Source organism: Nonomuraea sp. NPDC005650 (assembly GCF_040605375.1).
In the GTDB taxonomy this organism is placed as follows: domain Bacteria; phylum Actinomycetota; class Actinomycetes; order Streptosporangiales; family Streptosporangiaceae; genus Nonomuraea.
The window spans coordinates 1-17109 of record NZ_JBEXCR010000063.1 but is presented as its reverse complement, the minus strand read 5'-3'; the positions used below and the strand labels follow the sequence as shown (position 1 = coordinate 17109).

Annotated in this window: 12 protein-coding genes and 2 pseudogenes; 2 read left to right on the top strand and 12 right to left on the bottom strand. The window is 64.8% G+C overall.

The annotated features are described in order from the left end of the window. Positions 1-1246: 1246 nt before the first annotated feature. The 9 genes and pseudogenes from ABZS69_RS59715 to ABZS69_RS59675 form a co-directional block, all read right to left on the bottom strand. Positions 1247-1549, bottom strand: coding sequence for a hypothetical protein (locus ABZS69_RS59715; RefSeq protein WP_355391547.1), 303 nt, complete (start codon positions 1547-1549; stop codon positions 1247-1249). A gap of 430 nt (positions 1550-1979) precedes the next feature. Further along, positions 1980-3191 (bottom strand): MFS transporter, encoded by a 1212-nt coding sequence (locus tag ABZS69_RS59710; protein ID WP_355391544.1) that lies wholly within the window; start codon positions 3189-3191, stop codon positions 1980-1982. Further along, complete coding sequence (locus ABZS69_RS59705) at positions 3181-4095, bottom strand: HEXXH motif-containing putative peptide modification protein (protein WP_355391541.1); 915 nt, start codon at positions 4093-4095, stop codon at positions 3181-3183. The genes ABZS69_RS59710 and ABZS69_RS59705 overlap by 11 nt, the downstream gene beginning before the upstream one ends. A 1624-nt stretch (positions 4096-5719) precedes the next feature. Continuing rightward, a complete protein-coding gene (locus ABZS69_RS59700) occupies positions 5720-5965 on the bottom strand; it encodes a hypothetical protein (protein ID WP_355391538.1) in 246 nt (81 codons plus the stop codon). A 12-nt stretch (positions 5966-5977) separates the two neighbouring features. After that, a complete protein-coding gene (locus ABZS69_RS59695; RefSeq protein ID WP_355391535.1) occupies positions 5978-6184 on the bottom strand; it encodes a transposase in 207 nt (68 codons plus the stop codon). 134 nt (positions 6185-6318) lie between these two features. Beyond that, positions 6319-6520, bottom strand: a pseudogene (locus tag ABZS69_RS59690) (IS3 family transposase); the annotation flags it as partial. A 251-nt stretch (positions 6521-6771) separates the two neighbouring features. After that, entirely contained in the window at positions 6772-7668 is an 897-nt protein-coding gene (locus tag ABZS69_RS59685; protein ID WP_355391532.1) for an AraC family transcriptional regulator, read from the bottom strand. 587 nt (positions 7669-8255) lie between these two features. Continuing rightward, positions 8256-8462: a hypothetical protein gene (locus ABZS69_RS59680; protein ID WP_355391529.1), complete on the bottom strand. Its 207-nt coding sequence runs from the start codon at positions 8460-8462 to the stop codon at positions 8256-8258. A 222-nt stretch (positions 8463-8684) separates the two neighbouring features. Beyond that, the gene (locus tag ABZS69_RS59675; RefSeq protein ID WP_355391526.1) at positions 8685-9341 is read right to left on the bottom strand and encodes an epoxide hydrolase; all 657 of its coding nucleotides are present in this window, start codon (positions 9339-9341) and stop codon (positions 8685-8687) included. Positions 9342-10076: 735 nt separating this feature from the next. Here ABZS69_RS59675 and ABZS69_RS59670 point away from each other — a divergent pair. Then, complete coding sequence (locus ABZS69_RS59670; RefSeq protein ID WP_355391524.1) at positions 10077-13433, top strand: BTAD domain-containing putative transcriptional regulator; 3357 nt, start codon at positions 10077-10079, stop codon at positions 13431-13433. 298 nt (positions 13434-13731) lie between these two features. Here the strand turns inward: ABZS69_RS59670 and istB are convergent, their stop codons facing one another. From istB to ABZS69_RS59655, 3 genes and pseudogenes are all read right to left on the bottom strand, one after another. Further along, entirely contained in the window at positions 13732-14511 is a 780-nt protein-coding gene (istB, locus tag ABZS69_RS59665; RefSeq protein ID WP_355391521.1) for an IS21-like element helper ATPase IstB, read from the bottom strand. Continuing rightward, a complete protein-coding gene (gene istA, locus ABZS69_RS59660; RefSeq protein ID WP_355391519.1) occupies positions 14508-16004 on the bottom strand; it encodes an IS21 family transposase in 1497 nt (498 codons plus the stop codon). The genes istB and istA overlap by 4 nt, the downstream gene beginning before the upstream one ends. A gap of 269 nt (positions 16005-16273) precedes the next feature. Beyond that, positions 16274-16597: pseudogene (locus tag ABZS69_RS59655) on the bottom strand (IS30 family transposase); the annotation flags it as partial. Between the two features lie 268 nt (positions 16598-16865). On the opposite strand from ABZS69_RS59655, the gene ABZS69_RS59650 reads away from it, so the two are divergent. After that, positions 16866-17109 (top strand): transposase (locus ABZS69_RS59650; protein WP_355391516.1); only part of this gene is annotated, 244 nt, incomplete at its 3' end.

Genomic DNA, 17109 nt, shown 5'->3' with positions numbered 1-17109 from the left:
CGGCGTGGCGCCTGAGCCCGTGATCACACCGGTGGAGACCTCGATCGTGGTCTGCGAGTGCCAGCTCAGGCTCATGCTCGTCGCGGACGGGAACGTGATCGGCAGCCGCACGTACTGCGAGCCGTTCACGCGGCCGCCCCGCGCGCGCCCGCCGGTCGCCCATGTAGAGACTTGTCGTCGAGATGCCCTGCACCGGCTGGATGTAGGCGGGCGCGTCGCCTACGTTGGTCCACCCGGTCCACGGGCCGGAGACGCCGGCGGCCGTGGCGTACCTCGCTTGATCGGGGCTCCATCCGGCAGCCACGCCGGAGCTGACCACCAGGTGGAGGGCGGAGTCGCCGGACTGGTTCGGACGCTGAGGCCGGCGGTGCGGCCGTGCCGGCGGCAACCGAGCTCAACAGGACCACGACTGGCGCGGTGAGCTTTGGGCGCAGGGACACGGGACCACCCTCCGGAATCTGCGGCAGGAACATTTGTTAGCGTTAACAAAGAGCTGCGAGTCCCACGAAGAGCCTGAGACAGGATCCCCCTGTGGGAGCTGGGACGACCGGATAGCGCGCGACGTTTGAGGCGTCTTGCCGCAGAGCGTTTACGTAGCCATCTGACTTGTCAAGAGGCGGCCGAGAAAAGGGGGAATGCGCTTTCCGTACACCAACGCGGGCAATGGACCAATCTGACGTGATCACTCAAATGGTGGGCGCCTCGACGTTGTGCCTGGAGATAATGTCATCCACCCAGGTCATGGACCTTGCAGGACTTCTCCGGGCGTGCGCGATCTCCGGTCACCAGGAGGGGGAACATGTGCGGCAGGATGATCGGTCGTGATCCTTCGCCTGGCCTGTCTCGCCGTCACGAACACCTTCGCCGCGCCACGGTTGCCGCCGATGGGAGACCGAGACAACGATGCCGAGATTCTCGCCCTGCGTCACCAGATCACAGACGTCGGGTTACGGCGTACACCGTGGACAAGAGCACGAAAGATGCTCTCAGGCAACCCGGATCAGCCGCTCACCGATCTGAGGAGCTACCCGATCCCACATGGCGACGGCCAGCGCTGGCGATGATTCGTGTTCTTGAGCCCCACATGGCCGCAGTTGTCGTTGTACTGGCCGTCATCGGCATCCTCGATCACCGATCGGCCGCACGAGACGAGACCTGAACAGACGTGCCACAGCCTCGTATTTACGAGCGGGACACCATGCCGGGGCGCCGCCGGTCGGCAGGGGCTCGGTGTCAGGGCGTCCTATCAGAAGAGCTTGTCGATCGTGATGGGCAGCGAGCGGATGCGCCTGCTGGTGGCGTGGTGGACCGCGTTGGCGATGGCGGCACCCATACCGACGAGGCCGATCTCGCCGACGCCTTTGACCCCGACGGGGTTGAACCTGTCGGGCCGGCCGACGAAGCTCACCTGCATGTCGGGGATGTCGGCGTTGACGGGATCAGATAGTCGCCGAAGGTGGCGTTGGCGATGCGCCCGGATCCCGGATCGGTGACCGTCTCCTCGAACATGGCCATGCCGCACCGGCCGGGTGCAGATCGCCGCGATCACGTGCCACCAGCCTGGCCCGGATCAGCCCCAGGAGGCGCACCCCTGTTGTATCGGCTGCATGTCTACCACGGCCGAACGGGCGAGCCGAAGAACTTCGCCTGAAGCGACTACCGCGATCTGCCAATGGCCGCACACGCCTACCTGCGTCCCGCTCATTGGGGCATCTGGTCGGTGCTCGAGACCAGATCACTGGCCAACCTCGTCGTCGCGGACCTGACCCAGCTCGTCCGCATCAGCAAGCGCGGCCGAAAAGCTGCAATACCGGTCCTACCTGCTCAACGGCTGCCTGACCGCCACCGAACTACGCTTCACACCACCAACCCGAGCGCCCGGCATCACGAATTAATCCTCAATACGCCTCGCAAGCTCGGCTTCCCTCGAGCGTCGCGGACCTTGACACCAACCTACAGAAACCGTAGACCAAAGATCGCTAAGCGGCGCTAAAGTGTCTGGAGGTGAATGCCAGCAACCCGACCGACACAAGCAGGGCCCCGTTCGCGGTGGCCGCAATTACTGGACCTGCGATCTCTCCCAGCATCCCAAAACCACTTACCGAAGATATTACGCCCAGACTTTGCGCCAGAGTTATCATCGCAGAGATCCTGGACGTATGTGATTCCGGCGCCGACTGAATGACCAAGGGGGCCAAATGAATAGCGGCAATGCCATATCCCAATCCCACCAAAGCCGCAGAGGTAAGCGCAAGCGGCATGACAGGCGAGATGGAAAGTATCACGGCGCCGACCCCGGTGATAGTAATACCAGCGGCCGAGGCGATACCAGGCCTCCGAGAGGCGCCGTAGCGTGATGTAATCAATGCCACCACGAAAAAAACCACGTCCTGGGCCCCAAGCAGCCATCCGACTTCGTGAGGGCTCCAACCGCGCATTCGAGCCAGAAGTGGCACAAAGAGTATGGTAATCGGTGCGATAAAGGCCGCACCGCCAGCCATCACCGACAATCCGATCCGTAGGAGAGGAACCTTTGCCGCAAGCTTCAAGCCGTCGCTCGCCTCATGGATCAGCCCTGCACTCTTTCCTTTTCCAGGCGGCTCGAATGGCGGACGTACGAACGTCAGGACGATAAGCGTCAGGACGAAGCTGGAAGCATTCACAATCGCCGCGCCAGAAATTCCAAACCCAACGGTGAGGACTCCGCCCAGCGGTGCACCGACAAACCCTGCCACCTGACGACCGGCCTGCTGAACAGCCAGCGCTCTGGACAGTTGTTCCGGTGCCACCAAACGACGCATTATCGATGTGACCGAAGGGAGATGAAATGCATTGATCAGCCCGGTGATCAGACTGAATGCCGCCAACAGCCACACTTGCGTACCGAAAACGGTGGCAGCAGCGGCCAAAAGCAGCGAGTTCAGTGTCATGGCGCAAAGGGTGAACCCCATGACTCGCCGAGGACCCGCTCGATCAGCGAGAGCGCCTCCGACCAGTAGCAGGCTTGCCTGCGGCAAGATTCCGGCAGTCAGGGTAATGCCGGCAGCCGCTCCACCGTGCGCAGTCGCCGCCCAGGCGAGAGCCACGGTGAAAGATATACTTCCTGTCGTGGACACCATGGCGGCACAAAGCCATACTTTGGCACGGAAGGGGATCCCAGGCTTTATCTCGGTATTTGAACTACCTGACATGACGAGCCGGCTTGATTGTTGATACGAGTTCGCGCCCCGCAGCCGTCAAAGGCAGCTCGTTCTGCACGGTCGTGTACGCAGCCTCCAGGTCCTGCATCGCACGCTCGGCTCTCTCGGTTATCGCACGCGTACCCAGTCGTGCATGCCAGTCGCACAGGCGTGCCAGGACAAAGAGCTGATGGAGTAGCCCAGCAGCGGGCCGGGGGTCTTCGCGTAATGGTGTTCGATATAGCCTGCCGTCGTCGTCCTCTAGGCACGTCGTGCTCGCCAGAATTCCATTGAGCCGAACGTGTGACGACTCATGGATGATCTCCTCGGCGAGGCCGGTCACATTCGAAAGGTCGTCAGCTCGTAAGCAGATCAGGCCGTGTGTGCAGATGTCCGCGAAGCCGATGGCATTTCCGGCGGTGAAGAACGATAGACAGGTAACCGTCGTCCGAATTTCTTCGAGCATGGCCGGCCAGTGGTCGACGATAAGCCCATGAGCTTGCCTTAGGAAACCATAACAACTCAGCTGCTCGGGCGTATGGAAGACCAGCGTCTCCACATCTCCCGCCTGTCGGGCTATACTTATGTGTCGCTCAATGGTCGGTGCGATCACTGTTTCTTCTAGCGGAGTCAGATCAACCGCGAATCCGACCCTCTCTGCCACGTCGCCGGCGCGTCGGCGGCTTTCTTGAACCGTCCCGAGCAAGTCACTCTTCGAAAGCGTTAGGGGAGCACCGTTTGCCTTCGCCCATGCCAAAGCGAAAGCAGCGGGGTGGGAGAGATCCCCGCCAAGTTCCCGTTCGAGCTCGACGGCGTCGCACTTCAATATTTCCGGTAGCTCTGACCCGAGGAACTGGGAGAGCGCAGCTCTCTCGAGCTGTGCCCTCCCAGGATCGGGCTGCCAATGCAGCTCCATTGGTTGCCTCAGCCGCCGAAAACGTTACCCATGGCTCTCTGCTCGGCGAGTGGGACTTCGGGAAGCTTCGGCACGGTCAGCTTCGGCTCGTCTTTCATTTCTTTTCCTCCAGCTTCTTCGTTCGCCTGTCGGAGCGATTCACGTGCACCTTGGCGACGGAAGGACAAGGCTCCGTCAATCTACAGCTGCCCTCTTGATCGATTTCTGTCAACCAGCGGGCTACCTCATCGACAAGAGCCTGCGCATTCACGCAGCAATCAGCAAGTCCATCGCAGCCAAACTTGAGAGAACCGTCCACCTTATACAATTTCTAAGGCAAATTGATTCTGATCTGCCGGCACCCCAAACAACAATCCCACATCCGCAACACCTGTTTCGTTTTCCGGATATCATTCGACGGCGTATGAAGTGATCGTCGCCACCTTCAGCGGTGGCGGGGTTGGCTGCGCTCGAGTGTGAACGAGTCGTCGTCGCGGACCACCGTGGCCAGGTGCTGGTCGTCCCATCACGGCTCTTCGAAGTTGAGCGGGGTCGAGGTGTCCTCGACTCTTTCGGGAAATGCATGCGAATCAGACGCCGGGACGGGCCGGTACTGTCAGACCGTCCGGGTCCGGCAATCGAGTCCGGAAGGTGTAACGCGAGTGAACCGGTGAGCGACGCCCCCGAAAGAGTCGAGCCTGCCCGACGCAACACCCGATCCCAACGCATCCTGGACAGGATCTGGATGGGCAGATCACGCAATGACCATGCCAAGCGCCCGCATCAGCGACGATCAAGATGTCGGGGTCACCGGGCTGCCAATGCCCGGCTGCCATGAGCCGCTCGACCACCTCGCGCAACTGGGCGCCGGTCACCGCGGGGAGGTCATCCCCAGGAGCTAAAACGGAAGATCAAGTCGGTGACCCGCCGGTTGTCACATCTGAGCTACAGGGAAACATTGATACGTATCAACTACATCCAGCGGGATGAGCCAACCGCACTCCACGGGGATGGCAACCCATCGCCTTCGACGGGGTCAAACTGTTCAAGATCGCATCGGTCCCGGTAACCCGATAGCGATATCGAGGCAGCAAGATCCCGTCAACCTGGCCGATAGTCCTGAACACACCTTCCCGACGGCAGTGCGGTGAGAGTCGCGTAACGGGCTAATCCACCCCAACTTGGTGATACACGTAACCGGCAATCAATCACAGACGTCGCACTTCAGATGCCCTCTCAAGGTTGTGGTCCGCGTCAGGGCTGGGTGGGGAGGCGGGATCGGGCCCCTCGGCGAACCAGGTCGCCCAGCAGAAGGTAAACGCGCACAGAACCAGGGTTTGGTAACAGCGGATGGCCAGGTCGGCGGGCGGGTGCAGGACTCGGCCACGCGTGGGCCGCCGGGGCGGGGCAAGTTGGTGACCAGGTACCAGGTGGCCTCGTCCGGCAGGGTGGCCGGGTCGAAGGTGGCGATCACCAGCCGGATGGTTCCCATTCGGTCCCCAAAATTCCAGACTCGCCTCGGCCACCCACCAGGTCTCGACATGCCCATCGCGGAAGCGCCGCTGCGCCGCCGTCCAGTCGCCGGGCGCCTCCGGTCCGTCCCAGGCAAGCATGGCGGCGGCGTCGCGGGGGGTAGGCATCGGCGTCATAAGCCCATGTGCCGTGCTTGGGGCGCACCGCCACCACCCAGCTCCAAGCCCGCCGTGCGCAGTTCGCCACGGAAATCGTCCAGATCACCATGGGCGCAGTCGGCCAACACGGCGCGAAAGGCCATCCCCGCCACGACGGCTCGCCTTGCCGGCTCCACGGCAATCTGCCACTGGGTGCGGAAGGCCGCATCGTTCTTCCCCCGCGCGAAGTAGCAGGCCGGCGTATCGAGCCGGGCATGCAACGAACAGCGGACTCACTCATCGGCCCACAGCGTGGTCACCGTGACGATGCCGCTGTCGGTCTTGCCGTACCGGCCCAGCCGTTGGCGGCCCACGTGCGCAGTGGCGGTGCCGTCTTTGCGGCGCCCACTGTCACCGATCACCAGCACCCCGCCCGTGTGCGGCGCGATCGCACGCTGAGCCAGCAGCAACTCCAGCCGCCGGGTACGGAAGGCCTGCACAATGCCTCTATCCGCGCACATCTTGATCCAACGAACTACCGCGAGTCATCCAGCGCCAGCCGTCAACGGCCACTCATCTCTGACCTGCAGGCCGGCACAGGATCACCTGCATATCGCGACCAGGTGTAGGAGTCCTGCCAGAAGACGCGGGCATGCTCGATCGAGCTGAGCCGGCCGGGGAAGGTGGGACAGTACTTCAGCGCTTTGAAGCTCGCTTCGACGTGCGGGTTGTCGTTGGAGGTTTTGGGTCGGGAGCGGGACTTGCCCACGCCCAGGTCGATGAGGAGTTCGGCGACGGGCTTGGACATCATCGAGCTGCCCGGCGTACAACGTGAGCGTTCTTTCATCGATGCCGTGCTTGCGCGCGGTCTGGCCGATGAGGTGCTTGGCCAGGGGGACTTTCGGGAGCGACCATCCGGCCGACGATGTACCAGCTGGACAGGTCGATGATGATGCAGAGCGAATACCACACGCCCGCAGCGCTGAGCACCGTTCTTCAGGCCATCGTGGGTGCCGGTGCGCAGCAGCGGCCAGGACCAGCAGATCAAGCAGGTCGGTGAATGCGCGGCGAGGCAAGGCGTGAGACCTCACCGTGACCCGTACAGGGTGCTGGAGGGCGATCGGCCATATGTCTCCCGGTAGAGGGAGGCGAAGCGGCCCAGATGCGTGAAACCCCAACGCATGGCCACCTCCGTGACAGTGGTCCGAGCGCCGGTCTGGGCGATGCGTACCAGGTCGGCATGGACACGCGCCAGTCGTACCTGGCGCAGGTAGGCGAGCGGCGTAGTTTGCAGGTGATTGCGAAAGTCGTGTTGCAGGGTGCGGACGCTGACCCTGGCCGCTGCGGCGATGTCCCGGAGGGAGACGCGTTCATCCGCGTGTTCCTCACAGTAGATCTTCGCTCGCCGCAATGCGGCTGGACTGGACGCCGCGTCGGGCTTGCCAAGGATGGGTGAGTAGTCGTGCGGCTGCGAGTCCAGAAGGGTATGCAGCAGAAACTGCTCGAAGTGATGCCCGGCCAGGGGCGAAGCCATGAACGGTAACCTGTCGTACGCGCTCACCAGCGACAACATGGTGAGTACCCCGCTGAAAGCACTGTCACAAGTAATATCCGGGCGGAAACGAGGGGCCTGCTTCGGAGGATCACCCAGATAGCCGGCGAGTGTCCGCTCGACCAGCGCCGAGGGAACCTGGATGATCAATAGCTCGTGGTCGACGCTCCACCACATGTCGGACCGCTCTTGGAGGCCCACGATGACCGACGGCGCGTCGATATACTTGCCTTCGACTTGCACCTCCCCCACGCCTCTCAGCGGAAAGTAAATATTATAGAAATCCGGCACTTTCGGGACCGCGACCCGGATCTCGGCTCCGTACGACAGGATGCGCATACCGATATTGCCCTCGTACAGTTCCTTGCAGCAGCCCCCTGCCGGATGTTCTTTGATGACCTCGACGGCGTGCGGCCATGAGATGCGAGACACGAAGTCACGTACCCTTGGGAAATCGCCGCTGTGCAGACTTGCGAATCATCGTGCGCCGCAGAGCCGGGCTCGCAGGGGTGAGGGGCTCTCCCGCACTCCACTTCCGTGGCCCTCTCCCTGACACGTCAGGCGATCGGTTCATCGTATTCTCACTACTCTTTCCTCCCTACCCCGCCCAGGGAATCCACGAGTTCGGCGTCCTGCTCGGCAAGCCCAAGGTCCACATCTGGCCCCACGATGGCAGCCAAACCAACCCCGGATCCGCCAGCCGAACCCTCACAGCAATGAACAACCGCTGCACGCTTCCTTCACTGCGCTCCATCAACCGCAGCATGAACGACCAGGGATCCTCATCGTTCGCTGTCCACCTACACCGTCCGCACCTGCGTTTTCCTGAGTCGGGCACCCTGCCAAACGCCCAAGGACTGGCAGATGCCCTGTTTCGCGAAGTAGCGCACCGCGCGACGGACGAACGCGCGGTTGGACATGGCACACAACTTCGCATGCGGATACGGGTCCCGCCTCGGCGAGTTGCTCGACGATCGAGCGCCCGACCGGGGCGGTGGCAGCGGTGGCCAGAGACCGGGCTACTTCAACTCCGCGAAGAACACGCGCACGTCGTCGACGAACAGCTCGGGAACCTCCAGCGCGGCGAAGTGGCCGCCGCGGTCGAACTCGTTCCAGCGCACGGTGTTGTTGAGCGGCTCGGCGAACTGCTGGATCGCGATGTCCTCGGCGAAGTTGGCCACGGCGGTCGGCACTGACGAGGGAGTCGGCCAGTTGCGGCCGTTCATGCTCTCGTACTACATCTGCGCCGAAGAGGAACCGGTGTTGGTGAGCCAGTAGATCATCGCGTGGGTGAGCACGTGATTGGGGTCGATCGAGCCCGCCGGGTGCGCCCAGTCGTGGAACTTCTCGACCACCCAGGCCACCTGGCCCACGGGGGAGTTCGGCGAGGGCGAAGCCGAGGGTGTGCGACTTGGTCGCCTGGATCTGGAAGTAGCCGTTGCCCTGGCTCATGTAGTTCTGCATCCGGGCGTAGCGGACCTGCTCGGCCTCGCACAGTTCCTTCTCGTCCACTCGCCGAACGAGATGAAACCGGCGGTGGCCGCGTTGACGTGGACACCGACGACCTTGTCCGGCGCGACCCGGCCGAGGCCGGGCGCGATGAAGGCGCCGAAGTCGCCGCCCTGGGCGCCGTACCGCTCATAGCCCAGCCGGCTTATCAGCTCGGCATAGGCCGTGGCGATGCGACAGGAGTCCCAGCCGGCCGAGACCGGGCCCGACCAGGCGAAGTTGGGGTGAGAGGGGATGACGAGGTGGAAGCCCCGCGAGAGCGGCTCGATGACGTGCTGGAACTCGGCCACCGAACCGGGCCGGCCGTGCGCGGGCAGCAGGGGCAGCGCGTCGGGATCGGCCGACTTCACGTGGACGAAGTGGATGCGTTGGCCGTCGGTCTCGGAGATGAACTGCGGGTGGGCGTTGAGCTTGGCCTCCTCGGCGCGCCAGTCGTAGCCGTCGGCCCAGTAGGCGGCCAGGTCCTGCAGGTGGTCGAGCGGCACGCCCCTGCTCCAGCCGGCGTCGGGGTCCTGGTGTGGCCAGCGAACCTCGGAAAGGCGGCGGTTGAGGTAGTCGAGTTCGGACTGCGAGACCTCGATGCGGAAAGGCTTCATTTCGGGATTTCCCCTACGTGCGGATGAGAACGGCGCGACTGATCGCGGAAAGTCCTTCTGTCATGAGTTCGCTGGCCGGGCAGGATGGCGGGAAGCGGCCGGCGCCTGCGCGAGGGCCTGCAACGCTTGCGTCAGACAGGTGTTCAGATCGTGCCACTGGACGGGAACTGCCGTGCCGACCATGCGCCGAGCGATGGCGTGGGGAAGGCCGCCGCGAGCTCAAGTGTCGCGGCGAGGTGTTATGCCGAGGTCCCATGCACCTAATGCGGTAATGCGCCCGCTGCACCGGGAGAGCATGTGGCCGGCGCACTTCCACTATGACCACCTCAATCTTGGAACACTGATTCGCATCGAAGGGGGTCGGTGAGCCCGATCGCCACAAGTTCCCCTGGGCGACTCACATTTCTGCCACCCGTTGTCATCCTGGCGTCGTTTCGCTGTCGTCTGGTTGACCACAGCCCCAGGCCGCCTTGCTAGCGAGTCCCTCTCAACTCGCCATGGCCGGATCAGCGACGGCCACGCCGACCATGGTCGCCTCCGTATCCGAGCGCCTTCGCCTGAGACCCGTTTGAGCCGCAACGGGGTGGCGAGGCCATTCCCGCCGATGGCCTCGTAATCGTCTATGGACGGCCCCGAGCGGTGAGGGCGCAGACCAAGGCGAGCCCTTTCGCAGGAGACTTTCAAGTACGTCGAACTCTGCATCCCCGCCTTACGGAAGCGTGAAATCGTTTCGGCATGGGGATACGGTTCGGTGTTCTGGGCGCCCTTGAGGTGGTGCGCGACGGGGTCCCGGTGGCCGTGTCGGCGCTCAAGCAGCGGATTGCGCTGGCCACCTTGCTCCTGCAGGCGAACCAGCATGTGTCGCTTGATCAGCTCGCCGAACGGATGTGGGATGGCCGGGAGGCTCCGGACGATGCCCGCGGGGCCGTTCAGACGCATATCGGCAGATTGCGGCGCTCTTTGCTCGACCGCAGCGACGACCAGCAGTTGATTCACACTCGGGAGGAGGGATATGTCCTCAAGGTCGCGGTGAAGGACCTCGACGTCGCCGTCTTCCTCGATCTGGTCGGTCGTGCAAAGGGATCTGGCCGGGCCGGTGACGAGCTGGCTGAGGCCGATCTGCTCCAGCGGTCACTGGCTTTGTGGCGAGGTCCTGCCCTGGTCGACGTGCCGTCGGAGTCGTTGTATCGCGATCACGTGCTCGTGCTGAATGAGCAGCGGGTGCAAGTGCTGGAGCGTTGGTTCGACCTTGGGCTACGGTCAGGCCGTCATGACGAGATGGTCGTGGAGCTCAAGGCGGCGACGGCGGCGCACCCGCTACGTGAGCGCTTGTGGGCCCAGCTCATGATCGCGCTGTATCGCTCCGGTCGTCAGGCCGAAGCGCTCCAGGGCTACCACACCGTCAACGACCTGCTCCGGCAGGAGCTGGGGGTCGACCCCGGTGACGAACTGCAGAAGCTGCATCACGACATCCTCACCAACAATCCCGCGCTACTGATTCCTCCTGCCACAAGCAGCGGGGCCACCACTCCGGAACGGCTGGAGATCGTGACCGGCCAACCCTCACGAGCAGCCGTGTTCGCGTTTCCCTCATCAGCCGGCCGACCCCGGCAACTGCCCGCCGACATCGCACACTTCACGGGCCGCCGCGCCCAGTTGAAGAAGCTGCACGAGCTGTTCGCCGCGTCCGCCGGCCACGCGTCGCGGCCGGTGTTGATCGGCGGCACAGGCGGGATGGGAAAGACCGCGCTGGCAGTCCATTGGGCGCACATGGTCCAGGACCGGTTCCCTGACGGCCAGCTGTACCTCGATCTACGCGGTTTCGGGCCCGGTGCGCCAGTCGAGCCCGCCGCCGCTCTGGAGATGCTGCTACGTGCGTTGGATGTCGCGCCCGAGCGCCTCCCGACCGAGTTGGACGCGCGCTCCGCACTGCTGCGCACCTTGCTGGCCGACCGGCGCACACTGATACTCCTCGACAACGTCCGCGACGAGGCACAGGTACGCCCTCTCCTCCCCGGCGCACAGTCGCTGGCACTAATCACCAGCCGCAACCAGCTACGCGGGCTGGCCGCCCGAGAAGGCGCATTCCGCGTCACCCTCGATGCCTTCTCGCCAGATGAAACCCGTTCCCTCCTCCTCACGCTCCTGAACGAAGACCGACCCGGTACCGATCCGCAGGCGGCGACGGAACTCGGCGAACTATGCTCCCGCCTCCCACTGGCACTGAGCATCGCGGCAGCCAACCTCGACGCCAACCCACACCTGAGCCTGACCGACTACGTGAGCGAGCTGCGCGAAGGCAACCGGCTGGCCGCCCTGGAAACCGGGAGCGATCAGACAGCCGCCGTACGTGCCACCTTCGACCTGTCCTACACCGCCCTGCCCGAGTCACAACGCAAGTTGTTCCGCCTGCTCGGCCTGCTGCCCGGCACGGACTTCACCACGGCCGCAGCAGCCGCGCTCGCCGGCTACTCGACAGCCGAGGCGAGACAAGAGCTGGACAGGCTCGCCGCGTACCACCTGATCCGCGCGCACAGCCCCGCCCGCTACACCTTCCATGACCTCCTCCGCCTCTACGCCGCCGAGCACGCCCACTCCGACGAACCCCCCGGCGAGCTGCTGGAGGCCAGGCGACGTTTGTACGACTGGTACCTGCACAGCGTGCTCGCCGCCGCCCAACTGCTCCACCCTCATTGGGTACGGCTGCCGCAGCCACCACTCACCGGCACCGTTCGGCCCGCAGCCTTCGACAGCCAGGAACCCGCTGCTGCCTGGCTGGAGGCCGAACACGCCAACCTCATCGCAATGATCCGCCACGCGCATCAGCACCATCCGGGCGAAATGGTGTGGCGGCTGACGGACGCGCTGCGCGGCCATTTCTGGGTGAGCAGGCACCTGGACGACTGGCTTGCCTGTGCCCAAGCCGCCCTCACCGTCGCCGAGGCCGAAGGCACCCGCATGGCCCAAGCCGTAATCTGGCTGAGCCTGGCCGACGCCTACACGCATCAGGACCGGCCCGGGGAGGCGATGGAGGGGTATGCCCGTGCCCTGTCTCTCACCGAGGAAATCGGATGGCTGGACTGCCAGGCTTCCGCCCACGGCGGGCTTTCCAACGCTTATCTGCGCCTGGGAGATCTGCTGGAGGCGGTCGAACACCTCGACAGGGCTCTCGAGCTGTCCCGGCAGACCGGTCGTAAGCGCGGTCAAGAGGCCTACCTCAATAACCTGGCCAACGCTCACCACCTGCTCGGACGGCTGGAGCCGGCCCTCCACCACCTCAGTCAGGCCCTAGAGCTCACCACGGACCATTCCGCCTCCTTGGTCTGCAACATGGGTGCGGTCTGCCACAGCCTGGGACGTCTCGACGAGGCGGTCCAGTATCTCAACGAAGGTATCTCCCTCAGCCGCCGGCGCGGTGACCACGGCGTCGAGCTGGAATGCCTGGTCGTGCTGGCAGCCGCGCGCCGGGACCTCGGGCACCACGCCGCAGCGCTCGAGCTCGGCGGCAAGGCGCTGACGATGAGCCACGACTTGGGCGACCATCTCCTGCGAGCAGGTGCCCTGAACGTCGTCGGCACGCTTCATCACGATCTCGGCCGTTACCACGAGGCGCTGACACTCCACCAGCAGGCACTCGACGCGGCGATACAGGGAGGCAACCGCCATCCTGAAGTCATGAGCCTGATCGGCCTGTCCAACGCCGCTAGAAGCCTTGGTCGCCTTTCCGACGCCGCCACATACGCCGAACGTGCCTACGCGATCGCCCACAACCGCTCATTCCGCATGCTCGAAGGGCTCGCACTGACCGCGCTCGCCGAGACCAGCACCGCCCGCGCAGCACCGTTCGAAGCCGAAACTCAGGCCGATCAGGCTCTCGAACGACACCGCGCGACCGGCCACCGCCTCGGGGAAGCAAGAGCATTGCGGGTACGCGGCGACGCTCTGTACAAAGAGGGGAGAGCCGACGCCGCGGTGTCATACTGGCGGGAAGCGCTCACGTTGTTCTCCGCAGTCGGCAGCCCTGAAGCTGCCGAAGTCAGCTCCCTCATCAGCGGGGTGACTCTCGGCACTCGGCACAATGCGGGCGGATAAGACCGGTCCAGAATGATGGTGAGCGGTGCCCCGGGGCGCTTCGTCCGGACCTGCGCCGCCGCCAGGACCCGGCGGACCGTCCCCTCCCCCACCCGGTATCCAAGACCGAGAAGTTCGCCTGGATGCGTCGATGCCTCCATCGTGGATTCTCCCGTGCCAACCGGACGATCAGATCGCGGATCTCTTCGGAAATTGGGGGCCGGCCCTGCTCGGCGGGGCAGGTCCACATCTTCTGTCAACGGCCAAGTGCGTGTCGCCGCTGGTGGCCATGTAAAAGTCCCCAGGTCTCCGTAGTTGACTACTTCTTGGTGAGGCGTGCTGGGCCTCGGGTGCGGGCCTGTCGCATCCGGAAGGACTCGCCTTCGGTGACCACGACGATGCTGTGGTGCAGGAGCCGGTCGAGCAGGCTGACGGCGGTGGTGTGTTCGGGCAGGAACCGTCCCCATTGGTCGAAGGGCCAGTGGGAGCCGATGCCGAGCGCGCGGCGTTCGTAGGCGGCGGCGACGAACCGGAACAGCAGCTGGGCGCCGGTGTCGTCCAGCGGGGCGAAGCCGACCTCGTCGATGATGACCAGGTCGACGCGCAGCAGGTTCTCGATCACGCGGCCGACGGAGTTGTCGGCCAGACCTCGATAGAGGGTTTCGACCAGCTCGGCGGCGGTGAAGTAGCGGACCTTATGACCAGCCTGGACGGCGGCGACGCCGAGCGCGATGAGGCTGTGGCTCTTGCCGGTGCCGGCCGGGCCGACAGCGCAGTAGTTCTCTGCCGCGCGGATCCACTCCAGCGAGGCCAGGTAGTCGAACGTCGCTCGCGGGATCGAGGACGCGGCGACGTCGAACTCCTCGATGGTCTTGATGACCGGGAACGCGGAGGCCTTCATCCGGGCGCGGGCATTGGACTCATCACGAGCGGCCAGTTCGGCGTCGATGAGGGTCCGCAGGAACTCCTCGGGATTCCATCGTTGAGTGCGGGCGTTGACCAGCAGCTCCGGTGCCAGCCGGCGGATCGTCGACAGCTTCAAGCGGCGTAGTCCACCGTCGAGGTCGGCGGGCAGGGCGGGAACGGTTGGCGCGGTCATGAGGCGTCTCCGATCCGGGCGAGCGCATCCAGCTTGGCGAGGGTGTAGTCCGACAGCGGCCGGGTGGGCACCTGCGGCAGCTCCAGCACCAGCGCCTGTCCGGCGGGCCGGACCTGCGCCGTTCCGGCTCCAGCGGCCAGGATCGAGCGGACGTCCTCGGCTCGCCAGCGGCGGAAGGCGACCGCCCGCTCCAACGCCGCCAGCAGCGCCTGCTCGCCATGAGCGGCGCGCAGTGCGGCCAACTCGGCCAGGTCGGCGGCCAGCCGGGTGTTGCCCGAGCCGGCCGAGCCGGTCAGGAACGTCTCGGCGACCGGCCCGAGCGCCAAGAACGCCTTCTCCGTCTCGGTTCTGGGCCGGGCAGCGCGGCGGGGTGCGGGTCTGGGGCCGCCGTAATGCTCATCGGCCACCGACGCCTCGCCTGGCGGGACGGGGGCGTGGTCGGCGACGACCTCGCCGGTGGCCAGATCCGTGATCAGCAGGTGTCCTTCGGTCTCGACCACGGCGACGCGAGCGCCGACCAGGCGGGTCGGCACTGAGTAGCGGGCGGAACCGAAGCGCACGCACGACAGCTTGTCCACCTTGCGCGTGATCGGCGGCCGGCCGACGGCCGGGCGCAGCGACGGCAGCGCGTTCAGCAGGTCGCGTTCGGCATCCAGCCGCTCGGCCGGGACCGCACAGATCTCCGAGTGCGCGACCGTGTTGACCTCGGCGCACCATTGGCGGGCCGCGACGTTGGCGACGGTCAGGTCATCGAAGGGCGCCTGCGGCACGACCAGGTCCCGCTTGGCATAGCCGACCAGGTGCTCCACGATCCCTTTGGACTCCGGATCGGCGGCCTCGCACCAGTCGGGGCGGAAGCCGTAGTGCGTCGCGAAGCGCACGTAATCGCTGGTGGGGATGACCTTGTTGGCGACAATGCCGCCCTTCAGACAGCCCATCCGATCGGCCAGCACCACCTTGGGCACCCCACCGAGTTCTTCGAAGCACTCGGCGAGGAAGGCCAGGGTGGTCTCGGCGCGCTCGTTGTCGGCGAAACGCACGAACCGCATCCGTGACCAGGCCAGCACCGCGCAGAACACGTGCAGCCCACCGCCGGCATCGCCCCAGTCGATGACCAGCATCTCACCGGGCGTCCAGACCGCCGGACGCCGCCCGCGCGGGTGTTCATGCCGCCAGTTCTTCTTCGCGGTGGCAACCAGACGCCGGAAGTTCCGCGCCGACCCGGCATAGCCGGCCGTCTGAGCCAGCGGCAGCAGCCGCTTGGCCGAGATCTTCCCGGCGGTGGTTTTCACCTTCTCGGCGACCAGCTCGGCCACCGCGTCGAAGTTGTGCTCGCGCCGCTTACGGCCTGGCGCCTTGTCCCCGGCCAGCGCCCGCTCGATGATGCGTTTGACGGTCTTGTGCGTGGTGCCGCACATCTGCGCGGCTCCCCGATAGGTGCCTACGTCGCGATAGGCAGCGATGATGTCCATGATTTCCCCCGAAGACTTCATGGCCGGGCAGACCCCCTGAGCGGTGATCTCGTGACTGGCTGACACCGTCACGATCACCGCTCAGGGCCCCCATCCCTCGACGACACGCGAACCAACGCGAAGGAGAAGTGGGGACCTAAACCGGCCATCAGTGGTGACCACGAACTGGCCACCTGTGGGGACTTTTACATGGCCACGGACATCTTCTTGACCAGCCTGCGGTGCCAGGCGAGCGGCGTGCCGGGCGTCACGATGCGATGCAGTCGAAGGCGAGCAGGTAACACTTAGATTCAAAGAGTCAAGGCAACACATTGGGCCGGGGTTCGGTAGCCGAGGCATTTGCGAGGGCGGTTGTTCAGCCGGGCGGCCAGGTCGTCAAGGTCGGCTTGGCTGTACAGGCTCAGATCGATGCCCTTCGGTAAGTACTGCCGAATCAGTTTGTTCGTGTTCTCGTTCGTGCCCCGCTGCCATGGGCTGCGCGGTGCGGCGAAGAAGACGTCGACGCCGGTCGCTTCGGTCAGCAGGCGGTGGCCGGCGAGTTCCATACCGCGGTCCCAGATCAGAGTGCTGAGCAGGCGAGCATCCATCCGTGAGAACGCCTGCTGCAGAGCGGAAAATGACCGTCGTGGTGTGGCGGCTGGGCAGCGCGACCATGGTCAGGTAGCGGGACTTGCGGTCGACCAGCGTCGCGATCTGGCTGTTCTTGGCTCCGACGATGAGATCGCCTTCGAGGTGGCCGAGCTCGGTTCGAGCATTGGCTGCCTCAGGCCGTTCCTCGATCGGCCGTGCCCCGGTGATCTGGGAACGCCACTGGCCCTTGGACTGAGCTTCCCCCAGTTCTCCGGACACTTGACCTGAGGTCACCCTTGATCATCAGGAAGGATGTCCTTCATGCCCGCACCTCACCCTCCCGAGTTCCGGCGCCGCGCGGTCGAGCTTGCGCGCCAAGGTGACAAACCGCTTCTCCAGCTCGCCAAGGATCTGGGCGTCAGCCGGTCGTGTCTGCAGAACTGGCTCAGACAGGCCGAGGCCGAGGAAAATGGCGGCGTCGGCGAACAGTTGACCAGCGCGGAGAAGAAGGAACTCGCCGAGTTACGGCGCCGCAATAAACAGCTGGAGATGGAGA

Coding starts and splice junctions, on each gene's coding strand:
- ABZS69_RS59710 (WP_355391544.1), bottom strand. CDS start 3,191: ATGTCAGGTAGTTCAAATACCGAGATAAAGCCTGGGATCCCCTTCCGT.
- ABZS69_RS59705 (WP_355391541.1), bottom strand. CDS start 4,095: ATGGAGCTGCATTGGCAGCCCGATCCTGGGAGGGCACAGCTCGAGAGA.
- ABZS69_RS59680 (WP_355391529.1), bottom strand. CDS start 8,462: ATGAACGGCCGCAACTGGCCGACTCCCTCGTCAGTGCCGACCGCCGTG.
- ABZS69_RS59675 (WP_355391526.1), bottom strand. CDS start 9,341: ATGAAGCCTTTCCGCATCGAGGTCTCGCAGTCCGAACTCGACTACCTC.
- ABZS69_RS59670 (WP_355391524.1), top strand. CDS start 10,077: ATGGGGATACGGTTCGGTGTTCTGGGCGCCCTTGAGGTGGTGCGCGAC.
- istB (WP_355391521.1), bottom strand. CDS start 14,511: ATGACCGCGCCAACCGTTCCCGCCCTGCCCGCCGACCTCGACGGTGGA.
- istA (WP_355391519.1), bottom strand. CDS start 16,004: ATGAAGTCTTCGGGGGAAATCATGGACATCATCGCTGCCTATCGCGAC.